Below are 15981 nucleotides of genomic sequence, written 5' to 3' on the forward strand. Positions count from 1 at the left end.
GGGCGGCGGCCGCACCGGTCTCGGCACAGGCCCGCAGGTAGCCGCCGAGGTCCGCGAGCGGCGGGGCCGATACCCGGGACCGGGGCTCGTGACGCACGGAGAACCCGCGGTCGGCCAGGGACCACAGCAGCGCGTGCTCGGCGGCCGCGCCCAGGGCCGGGTCGAAGGTGGAAGGGGCCGCCGCGGAGCGGCGCAGCACCAGGGCGGTGACCGGGCTCAGCGGGTCGCCGGTGTCGGCGCCGGCCGGTCGCGCGCGGTCGGGGGCGGTGTGCCCCCAGGGCAGTACGGGGGCGGGGTCGGGTCCGCGGTCGGGGCCAACCCGGGCCGCGGCGACGGCGGCGACGGCACCCGCCCCGGTGGGGACCGAACAGTCGACAAGGGTGCGCGGCAGGACCGCGGCGACGGCGGGGTCGGCGAAGTGTCCGGCGCACGCCTCCAGCCAGCCCGGCCGCGGCAGGTGACCGGCGTCGATCAGGGCGACGAGGTCGGCGTCGGAGACGGTGAGGGCGAGCGCGCGGGCCGCGGCGCCGCCCACGGGGATGGGCAGCACCCGGGCGCCGCGCTCCCGGGCGGCTCGGGCGGCGGGGCCGGTGGCGCCCACGACGATCGGCTCGGTTCCGGGGTGGAGCCGGGCGATCCGGTCCAGGGTGGCGGTCAGCCCGCCCGCCGCGCCGCGGTCGATCACGACGATGTCCACGGTGAGGCCGACACTCCCGCCGCCCGGGCACGAGTGGGAGGGGTCTCGCTGGAGGCGTCCGTTGAGGGCGGTGGCGGGCGACGAGAGGGAGGGATCGCGCCGGAGGCGTCCGTTGAGGGCGGTGATGGGCGACGAGAGGGAGGGACCGCGCCGGAGGCGTCCGTTGAGGGCGGCGGCGGGCGACGAGAGGGAGGGACCGCGCCGGAGGCGTCCGTTGAGGGCGGTGATGGGCGACGAGAGGGAGGAACCGCGCCGGAGGCGTCCGTTGAGGGCGGCGGCGGGTGACAAGAGGGAGGGACCGCGCCGGAGGCGTCCGTTGAGGGTGGTGGCGGGCGACGAGAGGGAGGGACCGCGCCGGAGGCGTCCGTTGAGGGTGGTGGCGGGCGACGGGTGGGCCAGTCCCGCAGCGATGAGGTCGGCGGCGGTCGCGCCCTCTTCGGCGTCGCGTACCGGTGCCCCGCTGATCCACCTGATGAGCCCGCTGACCTGGCGCGACGTCAGACGGACGGCGCGGGTGGGGTCACCGCCGACGAGGAGGTGACCTTCGTCGGCGAGGCGCACGGCACGGTCGAGTGCAACGCCGAGGCCGGTCGGCAGGGGGGAGCGAGAGGCCATGCCCTTTACCTTGGCGGGTCGCCCCCGAGGTGCGCAAGACCCCGATATAGGACGAAAGAACCAATTCCGTTATGGTATCGTTACTGATTCTCTCAAGTCCCACCAGTCACGAAAGCTCGGCCTTGACCGGTGGCATAACCTGACCGAACACCCTCTTTAACCAGGTCAAGAGGGGTCGTTCCGACACGGCCAGGTCGGCCGGGTCCCCGGAAGAGCACGGAGCGTATGCTATGCGCGAATACGCCCTTCAGTGTCGTGGGGCACATCCGCCACCAGACACGACCATTCGCCTCGGACCGCCCCCGCACACCACCCGCCGCCGCCCTCGTACCGCGCGCCCGCTCGCGCGGCACCGCACCCCTCCCTGTACCCGGGGGCCTCGACCTGTGTGTCCACCCCGCGCCGTGACCCGATCCGGGCATGGACGCGACACCGAGGGACAGGCACTGCTCCGTCCTGTCCTCCGAGAACACCGGGGAGTGAACAGCACATGACCGCAGCAGCACCCCACGACCCCCTCGTCCACCTCGGTGTGCGCGGTGTGCCCGCACCGGAGCGGACCGCGACCGTCGACCCCTCTCCCGCATGTGGTCCGGCCATGGAAGAACACAGCAGATCCGCCAGACGCCGCTTCCCCGGCCTGCCGAGTCAGATCGCGTACGCGCGCAAATTCGTCGCCCGGCAGTTGGCCGATTGCCCCGACCCCACCACCGCCACGCTGTTGACCAGCGAGCTGGCGACCAACGCCATCACGCACAGTGCCTCGGGGCGCTCCACCGGCAAGTTCGAGGTCAGTGTCCACCGCGCCCCGGGCTGGGCCCGGGTGGAGGTCCGCGACCTGGGCAACCTGAACGAGACGCCCCGCCCCCAGCACCGGGACCCCTACGACACGGCCGAGCACGGCCGGGGCCTGGATCTGGTCGAGGCGCTCGCCAGCAAGTGGGGCAGCGAGCCCCGCGGCGACGGCATGGGCCGCCAGGTGTGGTTCGAGTTGGTGTGGGACGAGGCCGACGAGGCCGAATGACCTCGGATCACCCGCCCGCCGCGGTGTCCTCCTCCGCGGGCGCGGGCGGCTCCGGCAACCGGTAGCGCTCGTACAGCAGGCGGGCGTAGTCCTTCGCCTCCTGGGAGGGTTCGGCGCCCAGTTCTTCCCGAACGAGATCGTCGAGCGACTTCTTCTGCGTTTCCGTCATGTCTCGCAGCCTGCCGTTCCTGGAGCGATGACACAAATCAACGCACCGGTGACGGCATGACACCAACGCTCCCCCTGCGCGACCGCGACAAGCGCGGGGCGCCCCGTGCCGGAGCACGGGACGCCCTCTCACCTGCGACCTCTGCCTTTTTCGGGCCTCCGTTCCGCTGCGGCCCCGGCTCGGGTGCCCTCACCGTCAGCCGACGGTCTCCTTCTCGCGGGTCGCCTCGGCCCCGGCCGCGCGCTTGGAGCGGCGCAGCTCCTCGCGGGAGGCCCGGCGGGCCGCCCGGCGCTGCTTGCCCCACTCCACCAGCTGGTAGAGGACGGGGACCAGGATCAGCGTCAGCAGGGTCGAGGTCACCAGACCGCCGATCACCACGATCGCCAGCGGGGCGGAGATGAACGCGCCGCCGCCGGTGACGCCCAGCGCCATCGGGGTCAGGGCCGCGACGGTGGCCAGGGCCGTCATGAGGATCGGGCGCAGACGGTGCCGGGCACCCTCCACGATCGCCTCCGTGAGCGGCATCCCCCGGTTCTGGTTCTGGTTGATCAGGTCCATCAGGACGATGGCGTTGGTGATCACCACACCGATGAGCATCAGCATGCCGACCAGGCCGGCGATGCCCAGCGCCGTGTCGGTGACCAGCAGCAGCGCCAGCGAGCCGGTGATCGCGAACGGGATCGAGATCAGCAGCATCAGCGGCTGGAGCAGGCTCTTGAAGGTCGCGACCATGATGAGGTAGCAGATGACCACGGCGGCCAGCATGGCCAGGGCCATCTGCATGAAGCCCTCGCTCTGCTCCTGGCTGACGCCGCCCAGCGTGGCGGTGGCGCCCTGGGGCAGGTCCATCGTGTCGAGCGCCTGGGTGATCTCGGCGCTGACCGCACCCAGGTCGGAGGCGGTGACACTGGCCTCGACGGTGGTGCTGGTGATGCCGTCGATGCGGGTGAGCTGCGGCGGCTGCTCCACCTCCACCACGTCGGCGACCTCCGACAGCTCCACCGGCCCGGCGGTCGGCGAGACGACGACCAGCTCCTCCAGCTCCTCGACGGTGGTCGGGGCGTCGACGGCGCGGACCACGATGTCGCGGCGGCTGTCGTCGACGGTGACGGTCCCGGAGTTCTGCCCGTTGAACGCGGCGCTGACCTGGCCGCCCACAGCGGCCTCGGTCAGGCCCAGCTCGGCGGCCCGCTCGCCGTCGACGCGGACCTCCATCGCGGGCTGGGTGGCGGAGATGCCGTTGACGACGTCGGCGGCGCCGTCGATCCCGCGCAGCTCCTCCTCCACCAGGTCGGCGGCCTCGGCCAGGACCTCCTGGTCGTCGGCGGTCACCCGGATCTCGATGCCGGAGTCGGCGCCCATCGCACCCGTGGCGCTCATCGTCGGTTCGTGGTCGGTGTCCAGGTCCTCCAGGGAGTCGCGCAGGACCTCGCGGTTGCGCTCCTGGTCGGTGTCGGGGTCCGCGGTGATCGTGTAGTCGATCTGCGAGGCGCCGCCACCGCCGAACGGCCCGGCCAGCGCGTTGCCGCCCACGTTGGTCTGGTACGAGTCCACCCACGCGAACCCGGCGAGCATCTCCTCGACCTCGGCGGCCTCGGCGTCGGCCTCCTCCAGGGAGGTGCCCGGGGGCAGCTCCTGGGACAGGGCGTAGGTGTTCTCCTCCGACTGGCCCATCCAGTCGGTCTCCAGCTGCCCGGCCATGTAGACCGTGCCGCCGAAGATGACCGCGGAGGCCGCCAGGGTGATGATCGTGGCCTGCCTGCGCTTGGTGGTGACCCACCGGATGATCGGCATGTAGGCGCGCTGGAGCGGGCTGCGCAGCTCGCGCTCGGTCTCCTCGCGCTCGATGTCCTCCTGGGTGGCGTCGCCGATGTCGCGCGGCTTGAGGAACCAGTAGCAGAGCACCGGGATGATCGTGATCGACACGATCAGCGAGGCGAGCAGGGCGAGGGTGGCGGTGACCGCGAACGGCATGAAGAGCTCGCCGACCATGCCGCCGACGAAGGCCAGCGGCAGGAACACCGCGACGGTGGCGAGGGTGGAGGAGACCACCGCGCCCGCGACCTCGCGGACACCGGTCTTGACCGCCTCCATCTTCTCCTTGCCGTAGTCCAGGTGCCTGCGGATGTTCTCCAGGACCACGATGGAGTCGTCGACGACGCGGCCGATGGAGATCGTGATGGCCGCGAGGGTGAGCATGTTCAGGGTGAAGCCGAACACCTGCATGCCCAGGAAGGCGATCAGCACCGACACCGGGATGGACACCGCGGTGACCAGGGTGGAGCGGATCGACAGCAGGAAGACGAGGATGACGATCACCGCGGCCAGCAGGCCCATGCCGCCCTCTTCGAGCATCGCGAGGATGGACTCGTTGATGTAGGGGGCCTGGTCGAAGACCACGCTGATCTCGATGTCGTCGCCGAGGATCTCGGCCTGTTCGTCGAGGACGCGCTCGACGCCCTCGGAGACCTCGACGGTGTTGCCGTCGGGGGTCTTCATGATCATGACGCCGACGCTCGGGTCGCCGTTGACACGGGCCAGGGTGGTGGCGTCGTCGCGGACCAGCTCGACGTCGGCGACCTCGGAGAGGCGGACGGGCTCGGGCTCGGCGGCCGGGGGCGCGCCGGGCATCGCCGAGGTGTCGCCGGCCTCCGGGGCGGCCGGTCGGATCCAGATGTCCTCGACCTGCTCGACCGAGGTGAACTGGGCGCCGGTGGTGACGTTGAGCGTGCGGCCGTCGGCGTCGATGTCACCGCCGGGCACCAGCTGCCCGCTGCCCTGGAGGGCCTGGGTGATGTCCTGCGCGGTGAGGCCCGCCTCGGCCATCTCGTCGGTGTCCGGGGTGATGACGAGGTCGGAGTCGATCGCACCGGTGATCATCGCCGACCGGACGCCCTCGACGGACTCCAGCTCGGGGATGAGGTGGGTCTCCAGCGGGTCGATCATGCCCTGGTCGTCGCCGTCCGCGGCGCCCGCGGCGAGCATGACGACGGGCATCATGTCGAGGCTGAAGGAGGAGACGGTGGTGTCGACGTCCTCGGGCAGCATGCCCGAGACCTGGTCGACCGCGATCTGGGTCTGGCGGACGAGGTCGTCCTGGTCGGCACCGTAGTCGAACTCGACGGTGACCTGGGCGAGCCCGCTGCTGGAGGTCGAGGTGACCGTGGTGGCCCCCGCGACGCCCTGGACGGCCTGCTCCAGCGGCACGGTGACCTGGTTCTCCACGACCTGCGGGGAGGCGCCCTGGTAGTTGCCGGTGACCATAACCATGGGCAGGGACATCTGCGGGAAGAGCTCCCGCCTGGCGGCTCCGGCGGCGAGCACCCCGAAGAAGAGCACGGCCAGGGTGATGAGCAGTACCAGCGCCCGGTTCTTGAGCGACATGACCGCGAGGCGGTTCATCCGGTCGTCCCTTCCGTGCGGGGGGAGCCCGCGGACGGGGTCCTGATAGCCGATCTGGACATGAGAGGTTCTCGCTCCTAATCGCTGCGGACGTCGGACCGGTCGGCGCCGTGTACGCCGGGTCGCCGCCGGGCGGCGGTCCGGTCCTCGAAGTCGTGTGGTGGGGATGCCGTTGCAGGGGTGCCGTCCTCGTCCGGACGGGGTCCGCCCGCAGGGCCGTCCGGCCCCCGGACGCCCCGCCGGGCACTGCATCCGCCGGGCGCATCCCCACGATACGTCGCGTTATATCGGGACTTCTCGTCCTCGGCCGCGGATCGGGGGGCTTTCAGGGACGTGTCAGTCTTCTGTCAGGGTCGGGCCCTGACCAAAGTTAGGGACATCCGACAGAAGTCGCAGATTCCTCGGCCGGACATGGGGCTTCATCGCGCTCCACCGACCCCGGCCCCCTGTAACGGGCATCACAGTGACAGGTTCCGGCCATCCGCAACAGCGACGACAGGCAGGCGAAATGGGGGTTCGGAGCAGCGCCGAGGGACGGGTGCGCCGGGTGGGTCAGCCCGCGCGGCGCTCGGCCCCGGCGTCCCGCCCGGCCTCGCCCTCAGGGGCCTCGTGCGGGCGCCCGGTGCCCCAGACGACGCGCAGCAGGTCCTCCAGGGCGTGGGCGAGGGAGGCATCGACCAGTTCATAGGCGACCCGGCGGCCGTGGGCGTGGGTGCGCACCAGCCCGCAGTCGCGCAGGCAGGCCAGGTGGTTGGAGACGTTCTGGCGGGTCAGGCCCAGGTGGTCGGCCAGGTCGGCGGGGTAGCCGGGGCCTTCGAGCAGGGACAGCAGGAGGCGGCAGCGGGTCGGGTCGGACAGGGCACGGCCGAGCCGGTGGATGGCGGAGAGGCGCTGCTCGGAGGTCAACATGAAAACCATTGTACATAGCTTGCTGTATAGACAGTCCAGGCTGTATAAACAGTGGTGACTGAACCGACGTGCGCACGCACACGAGAAGGGGGACCCATGGGCGCCGGACACGGCCATGGACACGGACACACCGCGGGTGCGGCCAACCGGGGGCGGCTCGTACTCGTCCTCGCGCTCATGCTCGGCGTCGCCGTCGTCCAGGTCACGGGCGCGGCGTTCAGCGGCAGCCTCGCCCTGCTCGCCGACGCCGGGCACACCGTCACCGACTCCTTCGGGGTGGCCCTGGCCCTGGCCGCCGTGTGGATCGCCGCCCGCCCCGCCCGGGGACGCAGCACCTTCGGCCACCAGCGGGCCGAGATCCTCGCCGCCGCCGTCAACGCCCTGGTGCTGTTCGTCCTGTGCGGGTTCATCGTGGTGGAGGCGGTCGAGCGGCTGCGCTCCCCCGCCGAGGTGTCCGGCCCCGGCATGGTCGTGGTCGCCGCCATCGGCCTGATCGCCAACATCGCGGGGGCGCTGATCCTGCGTTCGGGCGCCAAGGAGAGCCTCAACGTCAAGGGCGCCTACCTGGAGGTCGTCAGCGACGCCCTGGCCTCGGTGGGCGTCATCGCCGGCGGCCTCATCGTCTGGCTCACCGGCTGGAACCAGGCCGACACCGTCGTCTCCCTGGTCATCGCCGCGATCATCGTGCCCCGCGCCTGGTCGCTGCTGCGCGAGGCCGTGCACATCCTGCTGGAGTCCGCACCCCGCGGCATGGACCTGGACGAGGTGCGCGACCACCTGCTCGGCCACCCGGCCGTGGTCGACGTCCACGACCTGCACGTGTGGACCATCACCTCCGGGGTACCGGTGATGTCGGCGCACGTGGTCGTCCCCGAGGAGCGGCTGCGCGACGGCGGGCGCACCCTGGACGAACTGCACGCCTGCCTGGCCGGGCACTTCGACGTCGAGCACTCCACCCTCCAACTGGAGCCTCCCGGCCACGCCGAGCACGAGGGCGCCCGCCACGACTGAACCGGGGGGAACGGCGACACACCCGCGTCCGTCCCACCCTGGTACGGACCGGTCGCCCCTGCTGGCACAATCGTTCGGGTCGAACGACGGTGACCTGCACGAAGCGGTGGAATGACGAAGACATGAGGCAACCCCTGAGAGCCCTCACGACCCGGGTGTCCCGGGGCGCCACCGCGCTGCACGACCTCCGTGTGCGGCTGACCCCGCGTCGGCGCCACACCGGTTTCCACAGCGGTCCCGTCCACCACCGCAAGAACGCCTGGAGCAAGCCCGCGCGGGCCTTCGTCCTGATCTTCTTCGTCGTGGACCTGCTCGGCACCGCCCTGCTCATGACCCCGATCGCGGTGACGGGCGAGCGCCTCACCCTCACCGAGGCCCTGTTCACCGCGACGTCGGCCCTGGCCGTGTGCGGTCTGAGCGTCATCGACATCGGCGATCAGCTCTCGTTCTCCGGGCACCTCATCGTCCTCGTACTGATCCAGACCGGCGGGCTGGGGATCATGACCCTGGCCTCCCTGATGGGCGTGGCCATCATCCACCGGTTCAGTCTGCGCATGGAGCTGAACGTGCAGGCGGAGAACCGGGCCCTGGCGGTCGGGGACGTCCGGGGCATCGCGACCCGGGTGCTGAAGGTGAGCCTGATCCTGGAGGGCATCGTCCTCGCACTCGTCTTCCCGAGGATGTGGCTCGGCTACGACATGACGTTCTGGGAGGCCCTCTACTCGGGCGTCTTCCACTCGGCCTCGGCCTTCAACAACGCCGGGCTGTCCCTGTACGGGGACAGCCTGACGCGCTTCTCCGGAGACGCGTTCATCCTGTTCCCCCTCGCCTCCGCGGTCATCCTCGGCGGCGTCGGGTTCCCCGTGCTCATCGAGCTGCGCCGCCGGTACCGGACCCCGCAGGTCTGGAGCCTGCACACGAAGATCACCGTGGTCACCAGCGCGGCCCTCTTCCTCGCCACCATCGTGCTGGTGATCCTCATGGAGTGGAACAACCCGCTCACCCTGGGGCGTTTGGACTGGTGGGCCAAGATCACCGACGGCGTCTTCCACGGGGTGATGCCGCGCAGCGGCGGGTTCAACGTCACGGACACCGGTTCGATGCACGACTCGACCCTGCTGCTCACCGTCATGATGATGTTCGTGGGCAACGGCAGCGCCGGGACCGCGGGCGGGATCAAGGTCGCCACCCTGGCCGTCCTCTTCCTCGTGGTGTGGGCCGAGATCCGGGCGCACGACCGGGTCCACGTGTTCGGCCGCCGACTGGCCCCGGAGGTCATCCGGCAGGCGCTGAGCCTGACGTTCCTGTCGATGACGGTCGTCGCGGTCAGCACGGTGATCCTCCTGCACACCACCCCTTTCAGCTTCATGGACACCCTCTTCGAGGTCGTGTCGGCCGTCGGGGTGGTCGGGCTCTCCACGGGGATCACCCCGGAGCTGAGCCCCTGGGCCCAGGTCTTCGTCACCTTCCTCATGGCCGCGGGCCGCATCGGTCCGGTCACCTTCGCCACGGCGATCGCCTTCCGCGAACGCAAGCGCCGTTACGACCTCGCCGAGGCCCGCCCGATCATCGGCTGATCACGAATCCTCTAGGAGCGCCGCATGCCCCAGCAGACGAAACTCAAGGACAAACGCATTCTGGTCATCGGGCTGGGGCGCTTCGGCAGCTCCCTCGCGCTGGAACTGGTCAACCACGGGTGGGAGGTCCTGGGCGTGGACTCCAACTCCCGCATCGTCCAGGCCTACGCCGACGCCCTGACCCACACGGTGATCGCCGACGCGACCGACGACGAGGCGCTGCGGCAGGTGGGCGCGCCCCAGTTCCAGCGCGCGGTGGTGGCCATCGGCACCCACCTGGAGGAGAGCATCCTGGCCACGTCGCAGCTCGTCGACATGGGCGTGCCCGACATCTGGGCCAAGGCGATCAGCAGGCGGCACGGACGCATCCTCGAACAGGTGGGGGCCCACCACGTGGTCCTGCCCGAGCACGACATGGGCGAGCGCGTGGCCCACCTGGTGTCGGGCCGCATGCTCGACTACGTGGAGCTGGAGGAGGGGTTCTCCCTGGGCAAGACGAAGGCGCCCAGGGAGCTGCTGGGCAAGCCGCTGCGCGAGACCAAGGTCCGCCAGACGTACGGGATCACGGTGGTGTCCGTGAAGCGCCTCAACTCCGCGTTCACCTACGCCACCGAGGAGACGGTGCTACAGAAGGGCGACGTGATCGTGGTGGCGGGTCGGACCGACGACGTGGAGCGCTTCGCCGAGGTCACCTGACACCGGACCCGGGGTGGGAGCGGGGGCGGGGAGCCGGGCGGACATAAGGGTCAAATTGACAACCGTTTTCATTTTCCCGATGATGGTTCCATGCGTACGATCCTGCGAACCGCCGCGCTGTCCGCGGTGGCACTGATGACGGCCACCGCCTGCGGTGGCCAGGGTTCCCCCGCCGGCGGGGAGGGCCCCGACCCCGCCGACGCCGACCTGACCGTGGTCACCGGCGTCTACCCCCTGGAGTGGCTGGCCCACGAGGTCGGCGGGGACCGCGTGGCGGTGGTCCAGCTGACCGAACCCGGTATGGAACCCCACGACCTGGAGCTGACCGGCCGCCAGATCGGCGAGGTCACCGAAGCCGACCTCGCGTTCTACGTGGCCGGGCTACAGCCCGCGGTGGACGAGGCCGTCGAGCAGGAGGCCGCCGACCGCGCCCTGGACGTGGCCGACGTGATCGAGCTGCACCCGATCGGGGACGGCGGGCACGAGCACGGGGAGGACGACGACCACGGTCACGAGGACGACGACCACGCCCACGAGGACGAGGAAGCCCACTCCGAGGACGACCACGCCCACGAGGACGAGGAGACCCACGCCGACGAGGAGCCCGCGGGCGACGGCCACGACCATGGCGACCTCGACCCGCACTTCTGGCTGGACGTGGACCTCATGTCCGAGGTCGCCGGGGCCCTGGGCGAGCGGCTGGGCGAGCTGAACCCTGACGCCGCCGCCGAGTACACCGCCAACGCCGAGGCGGTGGCCGCCGAGCTGGAGACGATCGGCCAGGAGTACGAGGACGGCCTGGCCTCCTGCGAGCGCAACGAGGTCGTGGTGGGGCACACCGCCTTCTCGTACCTGACCGAGCACTACGGCCTGGAGCAGGTGGGCATCTCCGGGGTCGACCCCGACAGCGAGCCCTCCCCCAGCCAGATCGCGGAGATCGCCGACTTCGTCGAGGAGCACGGGGTCACCACGATCTTCACCGAGCCGCTCATGCCCGAGGAGACCGCCCGGACGATCGCCGGGGAGACCGGCGCGGCGGTCGAGGTGCTCGACCCGCTGGAGGGGATCACCGACGCCTCCCCCGGCGACGACTACCCGTCGATCATGCGCGGGAACCTGGAAGCGCTCCGGAGCGCCCTGGCCTGCTCCTGATCCCCGATCTCCACGCCGCCCCGCCGGTCGCCCCAGAGGCGACCGGCGGGGCGGCGTCGTGCGGCGCCCCCCGGAGGCGCCGCTGCCGTGTTCACATGGTTCGCCATGGAACATCCCCGCTGGTCGGAGACCCTCCTGTATCACGTGGGACTCAGGATGGCTAACTCACGGACAAGTGGCGAGGGTCACGCTATGCTTATGAACGTGCCAATGCTCTTGCACGTGCATTTGGCAGTGCAGGCGCACGGCACATCCCCTCGTTTCACTCCGAAGGAGAACTGGGCATGACCCCGTACAACGGCATCAACGCGACCGATCTGACCGAGGCCGCCTGGCAGAAGGCCAAGCGCAGCAACTCCCAGGGCGCCTGCGTCGAGATGGCCCGCCTGACCGACGGCTCCATCGCAGTCCGCAACTCCCGTTTCCCGTCCGGCCCGGCCCTGGTCTACACCCAGGAGGAGATCGACTGCCTCATCCTGGGCGCCAAGGACGGGGACTTCGACAACCTGTTGAGCTGAGACCGCACCGTTTTCCCTCCAGGACACGGGCGGGGGGTCACACCACAGGGGTGGGACCCCCCGCGCATGTGCGGGCGAGGGCATCGACGGAGGAGCCGAAGGTTCCCGCTCCCGGGAGCGTCCGAGCACGGGCGAGGGAAGCACCGTCGGCCGCAGACCACCCGTACCGTAAGAGGGAGGCGCCATCGCCCGCAGGCCGCCCGTAAGAGGGAAGCACCGTCGGCCGCAGGCCGCCTGTTGAGGGCGGTGGCGGGTGACGGGTGGGCGGTGGCGGGTGACGGGCGGGCGGAGCGGAGACCCGAAAGGGCACGGCCCCGACCGAAAAGCGACACCTCTACCGGGCACTCCGCGAAAGAGACCGCGCGGAACGCCGAAGGACCCCGTCGGGGAACGGGGCCCTTCGGCCGTGTGCCGCGCCGACCGCCTGCCTCGGGTCGGCGGCGGGGAAGCGCTGCGGGGTCCGATGACTTCAGCTCAGGTCCGCGGTCCCGCCGTCGGGGTCGTCATCGGCATCGGTGAAGTCCTTGAGGATGGACCGGAGCATCTCCAGGCTCTCGTCGGGGGTGGCCGCCGAGACGCTCAGCCGGGTCATCGCCTTGGTGTAGGCCTCGACCACGGCCGGGCGGTCGTTGAGCTCCCCGTCGTGCAGCTGCTCCAGGTACACCATGTCGGCGAGCTCGTAGTCGGAGTAGCGCAGCAGTGTGAAGGAGCCCGCCTCGGCGGCGTGCGCGCCCACCGAGAAGGGGATGATCTGGATGGTGATGTTGTCCTTCTCCGTGCTGAGCCGGATCAGGTGCTCGATCTGGCGGCGCATCACGCCCAGGCCCCGGATGCCCACGCCGATGGGGCGGCGGACCGCCGCCTCGTCGAGGACCACCCACATGCGCATGCCCTCGTCCGTCTCGACCCGTTTCTGTCTCTTGAGCCGTGCCGCCAGTCGCTGCTCGGCGACCGTGTCGGGGGCGTCGACGCCGCCGAAGATGATCTCGCGGGCGTACTCCTCCGTCTGTAGCAGGCCCGGGACGAATTGCGACTCGTAGATGCGGATCTGGTCGGCGGCCTCCTCGAACCCGATGTACTGGGTGAGCCACTTGTGGAGGGAGTCGCCGTAGTCCTTCCACCAACCGGGCTTGTTGGATTCCTTCGCGACTTCGAGCATTTCCTTGATCGTGCGGCGGTCGGTGCCGTACAACTTCAGGAGGTCCTCGATATCACGCAGCTTGAAACCGACCCGGCCCAGTTCCATGCGACTGATCTTCGACGCCGAAGCGCGAATCCGCGCCCCGGCGTCCTCCCGGCTGATACCACGCTGTTCGCGTCGGCTGCGCAGTTCCTGGCCGAGCAGCATGCGACGCACGGTGGGGCCACTCCCCTTGCGCAATCGAGCGATATCCACGTTCGCCGCCTCCCTGTCATTCCCGCAACGGGCGTCCGCTGCGCGGGACACCCGTGTACACGATATAGCCGATGTGGTCGCGGTACCGGGGTCGGCCTCCTCCGGTCCCCGCCACTCCGCGGATCCGGTCCGCGGGGACGGTGCGAAGGACGCCGGGCCGGCGCCGGCGGTTCACACGAATTGCGCCCAAACGAACTTTCCTCCGGGGGGAGTGGGAATCACACCCCACTCTCGCGCGAAGGCGCTCACCAAGGCAAGTCCCCGACCACCCTCCATGGTCGGGTCGGACCTCCTTCTGCGCGGCAGCCGATCTCCGCCGTCGCGAACCGCGCAGATGAATTCATGCCCGCTTCTCATCAGGGAGAGTTGAATACTCCCCCCGCCCGGACCGGCCGAGACCAGCGGCCCGCCGTGGCGTACCGCATTGGTGACCAATTCCGAAACGACCACGGAGACATCGGGGGACAAGTGCCCCATACCCCATTCCCGGAGCAGGGCGTCGGAAATCTCGCGTGCGGCCGACACGGAGTGGGGACGCGGCGCGAAGGTCCACGTGACGGCGTCGTGCCGGTCCCCGCACACGGGCGTGTTCCAGCGCCGGGAACCGTGGGTGAGGACCCTGAGCCACCAACCTCCGGCCGGCTCCATGACCGCCTCCGCACACTCCATGCCTTCCACTCCTCCCCGAGCGAGTCGGGCGCGTGCTGCTGCACGGATCGAATGCACGTGCATCCTGGTCTTGCAGACATCGTAGGCCAACCGGGGGCGGCGTGCAGGGAAACCGGGGGACCCGATGGCGCACTTCCTTCGGCGGGGCGGGACCGCACGGCGGCGCCGCACGGTCCCGTCCAGGGCAGGGCCCGGATAAGGCCCCCCGGCTGCCTACCGACCGGTCAGGATGTCGATAGGATTCCCTCGCGCCCACCACGTGAATTCTGGAGGTAACCCCATGTCCGCAACGCCTCGTGTGGCCATTGTGACCGGAGCGGCCCGTGGTATCGGTGCCGCCACCGCCGAGCGCCTGGCGGCCGACGGCCGGGCGGTCGCCGTCCTGGACCTGAAGGAGTCCGACGCCCAGGAGGTCGTGGACCGCATCACCGCCGCCGGGGGCACCGCCCTGGCCGTCGGCTGCGACGTCGCCGACGAGGAGCAGGTCACCGCGGCCGTCGACACCGTCGCCGAGCGCCTGGGCGCGCCGTCGATCCTGGTGAACAACGCCGGTGTGCTGCGCGACAACCTGCTGTTCAAGATGTCCGCCTCGGACTGGGACACCGTCATGAACGTGCACCTGCGCGGCTCCTTCCTGATGAGCCGCGCCGCCCAGGCGCACATGACGGCGCAGAACTGGGGCCGGATCGTCAACCTGTCCAGCTCCTCGGCGCTGGGCAACCGCGGCCAGGCCAACTACTCCGCCGCCAAGGCGGGCCTCCAGGGCTTCACCAAGACCCTGGCGATCGAGCTGGGCAAGTTCGGCGTCACCGTCAACGCCGTCGCCCCGGGCTTCGTGGAGACCGCGATGACCCGCGCCACCGCCGAGCGCATCGGTGTCTCCTACGACGACATGAAGAAGTTCAAGGAGGCCGAGATCCCGGTCCGGCGGGTGGGCCTGCCCGAGGACATCGCCAACGCGGTGGCCTTCTTCACCGCAGAGGACTCCGGATTCGTCTCCGGCCAGGTCCTGTACGTGGCCGGCGGCCCGCTCGACTGACCCGTCCCCGCCCCCGACGAACGGCCCGGGGCCGCGGGCTCCTCTGAATCACCACCGGCCCGGGTGGCCCGCCGGGTGTCCGCCCGGCGGGTCCTCCAGGGTCGAGGTGACCGTGGCGACCAGCTCCTCGACCAGGGCGACGCCCGAGGTGTAGTCGCGGTTTCCCTCGGACATGACCGCGATGAGGTACTGGCGCTCGGGGCCGGCCACGTAGCCGACGCTGTTGACCAGCCAGCGGCCGCCGTCGAACTCGCGGGGCGTCCAGCCGTTCTTGAGGCCCACCACGTCCTGCGGGCCGGCCGCCGCGGACACGCCCCAGGCCTGTTCCGGGGCGACCGATTCCATCAGGCCGCGGATGTGGGACCGTTCGTCGGCGGTGAGCGGCCCCTCCGCGGTGTACAGGGTGCGCAGCAGCCGGATCTGGTCGGCGGGCGTGGTCAGGGTGCCGCCCCACACGCCGTTCGGTTGGGGCTCGGTCCCGGTGAACCCGAGCCGCTCGGCCCCCTCGGCGAAACCCGGGTTGTAGCCGATCCGCGTGTAGAGCCCGTTGGTGACGTCGTTGTCGCTGTAGCGGATCATGGCCTCGATCTGGGACCGCTCGACCGCGGTGAGTTCGCGCCCCTCGTCCCGGGCGCGCAGCACCAGCATGGTGGCGATCATCAGCTTGGCCACGCTCGCGGTGGCGAAGCCCTCCTGCGCGCCGTGGCTGAACGTCGCGCCGGTGTGCAGGTCCTGGACGGCGATCCCGGCGCGGCCCCCGCCGCGGTCGATGATCTCCGCCACCCGGGCGTCCAGGTCCTCGTACTGGCTCTGGGTGAGCACGGCTCCTCCGGTGGCGGGCGCGGTCACGGGCGCGAAGGGGATCAGCGGCAGCGTACTCTCGGACAGCATCGCGCGCACCACCGCCGGGTCGGCCTCGGGCAGGGCGGCGGAGGGGCCCGACGGGGACACGGCCAGGAGGAGGGTCAGGGCGGTCACCAGGAGGGCGCTCAGGCCGCGGGGGACCGGGGGGATGTCGGCGGGAAAGCGCCGGGGCACACGATCACCGGTTCATCGGACGTTGCTCAGTGACTTGGTGCGTCCATTATCCCGCCCGAATCCCTCTGT

General features: G+C 70.7%; 13 protein-coding genes and 1 pseudogene. 7 read left to right on the forward strand and 7 right to left on the reverse strand.

Going from position 1 to position 15981, the window contains the following annotated elements; translation table 11 throughout:
* Nucleotides 1-1312 (reverse strand): annotated as a pseudogene (locus QJS33_RS05925) (hypothetical protein); the annotation flags it as partial.
* Nucleotides 1313-1910: 598 nt separating this feature from the next.
* Between QJS33_RS05925 and QJS33_RS05930 the strand changes: the two are divergent.
* Nucleotides 1911-2336 carry an ATP-binding protein gene (locus tag QJS33_RS05930; protein WP_306366917.1) on the forward strand — a complete coding sequence of 142 codons (426 nt, stop codon included), beginning with the start codon at nucleotides 1911-1913 and terminating at the stop codon, nucleotides 2334-2336.
* Between the two features lie 7 nt (nucleotides 2337-2343).
* Here QJS33_RS05930 and QJS33_RS05935 read toward each other — a convergent pair whose 3' ends face one another.
* The 3 genes from QJS33_RS05935 to QJS33_RS05945 all read right to left on the reverse strand — a co-directional run bounded on the left by QJS33_RS05935 (nucleotide 2344) and on the right by QJS33_RS05945 (nucleotide 6816).
* Nucleotides 2344-2505, reverse strand: a complete 162-nt coding sequence (locus QJS33_RS05935) for a hypothetical protein (RefSeq protein WP_306366836.1) — start codon at nucleotides 2503-2505, stop codon at nucleotides 2344-2346.
* A 195-nt stretch (nucleotides 2506-2700) separates the two neighbouring features.
* Entirely contained in the window at nucleotides 2701-5907 is a 3207-nt protein-coding gene (locus QJS33_RS05940; RefSeq protein WP_306366837.1) for an efflux RND transporter permease subunit, read from the reverse strand.
* A gap of 552 nt (nucleotides 5908-6459) precedes the next feature.
* Nucleotides 6460-6816, reverse strand: coding sequence for a helix-turn-helix transcriptional regulator (locus QJS33_RS05945; RefSeq protein WP_306366838.1), 357 nt, complete (start codon nucleotides 6814-6816; stop codon nucleotides 6460-6462).
* A gap of 96 nt (nucleotides 6817-6912) precedes the next feature.
* Between QJS33_RS05945 and QJS33_RS05950 the strand changes: the two genes are divergently transcribed.
* The 5 genes from QJS33_RS05950 to QJS33_RS05970 all read left to right on the forward strand — a co-directional run bounded on the left by QJS33_RS05950 (nucleotide 6913) and on the right by QJS33_RS05970 (nucleotide 11770).
* Complete coding sequence (locus QJS33_RS05950; RefSeq protein ID WP_306366839.1) at nucleotides 6913-7827, forward strand: cation diffusion facilitator family transporter; 915 nt, start codon at nucleotides 6913-6915, stop codon at nucleotides 7825-7827.
* A gap of 122 nt (nucleotides 7828-7949) precedes the next feature.
* A complete protein-coding gene (locus QJS33_RS05955; protein WP_306366840.1) occupies nucleotides 7950-9404 on the forward strand; it encodes a TrkH family potassium uptake protein in 1455 nt (484 codons plus the stop codon).
* 24 nt (nucleotides 9405-9428) lie between these two features.
* Nucleotides 9429-10100 carry a TrkA family potassium uptake protein gene (locus QJS33_RS05960; RefSeq protein ID WP_306366841.1) on the forward strand — a complete coding sequence of 224 codons (672 nt, stop codon included), beginning with the start codon at nucleotides 9429-9431 and terminating at the stop codon, nucleotides 10098-10100.
* 90 nt (nucleotides 10101-10190) lie between these two features.
* On the forward strand, nucleotides 10191-11252 hold the full coding sequence (locus QJS33_RS05965) for a metal ABC transporter substrate-binding protein (protein ID WP_306366842.1): 1062 nt from the start codon (nucleotides 10191-10193) through the stop codon (nucleotides 11250-11252).
* Nucleotides 11253-11536: 284 nt separating this feature from the next.
* Entirely contained in the window at nucleotides 11537-11770 is a 234-nt protein-coding gene (locus tag QJS33_RS05970; RefSeq protein WP_306366843.1) for a DUF397 domain-containing protein, read from the forward strand.
* A 469-nt stretch (nucleotides 11771-12239) separates the two neighbouring features.
* Here QJS33_RS05970 and QJS33_RS05975 read toward each other — a convergent pair whose 3' ends face one another.
* Nucleotides 12240-13118 (reverse strand): helix-turn-helix transcriptional regulator, encoded by an 879-nt coding sequence (locus QJS33_RS05975; RefSeq protein WP_306366844.1) that lies wholly within the window; start codon nucleotides 13116-13118, stop codon nucleotides 12240-12242.
* A gap of 219 nt (nucleotides 13119-13337) precedes the next feature.
* Nucleotides 13338-13835 carry an ATP-binding protein gene (locus QJS33_RS05980; protein ID WP_306366845.1) on the reverse strand — a complete coding sequence of 166 codons (498 nt, stop codon included), beginning with the start codon at nucleotides 13833-13835 and terminating at the stop codon, nucleotides 13338-13340.
* Nucleotides 13836-14115: 280 nt separating this feature from the next.
* Between QJS33_RS05980 and QJS33_RS05985 the strand changes: the two genes are divergently transcribed.
* Complete coding sequence (locus QJS33_RS05985; RefSeq protein WP_306366846.1) at nucleotides 14116-14874, forward strand: SDR family NAD(P)-dependent oxidoreductase; 759 nt, start codon at nucleotides 14116-14118, stop codon at nucleotides 14872-14874.
* A 48-nt stretch (nucleotides 14875-14922) separates the two neighbouring features.
* Here the strand turns inward: QJS33_RS05985 and QJS33_RS05990 are convergent, their stop codons facing one another.
* The gene (locus QJS33_RS05990; RefSeq protein ID WP_306366847.1) at nucleotides 14923-15852 is read right to left on the reverse strand and encodes a serine hydrolase; all 930 of its coding nucleotides are present in this window, start codon (nucleotides 15850-15852) and stop codon (nucleotides 14923-14925) included.
* Between the last annotated feature and the right edge of the window lie 129 nt (nucleotides 15853-15981).

The sequence above is a fragment of the Nocardiopsis sp. CC223A genome, assembly GCF_030766825.1.
Lineage (GTDB): Bacteria > Actinomycetota > Actinomycetes > Streptosporangiales > Streptosporangiaceae > Nocardiopsis.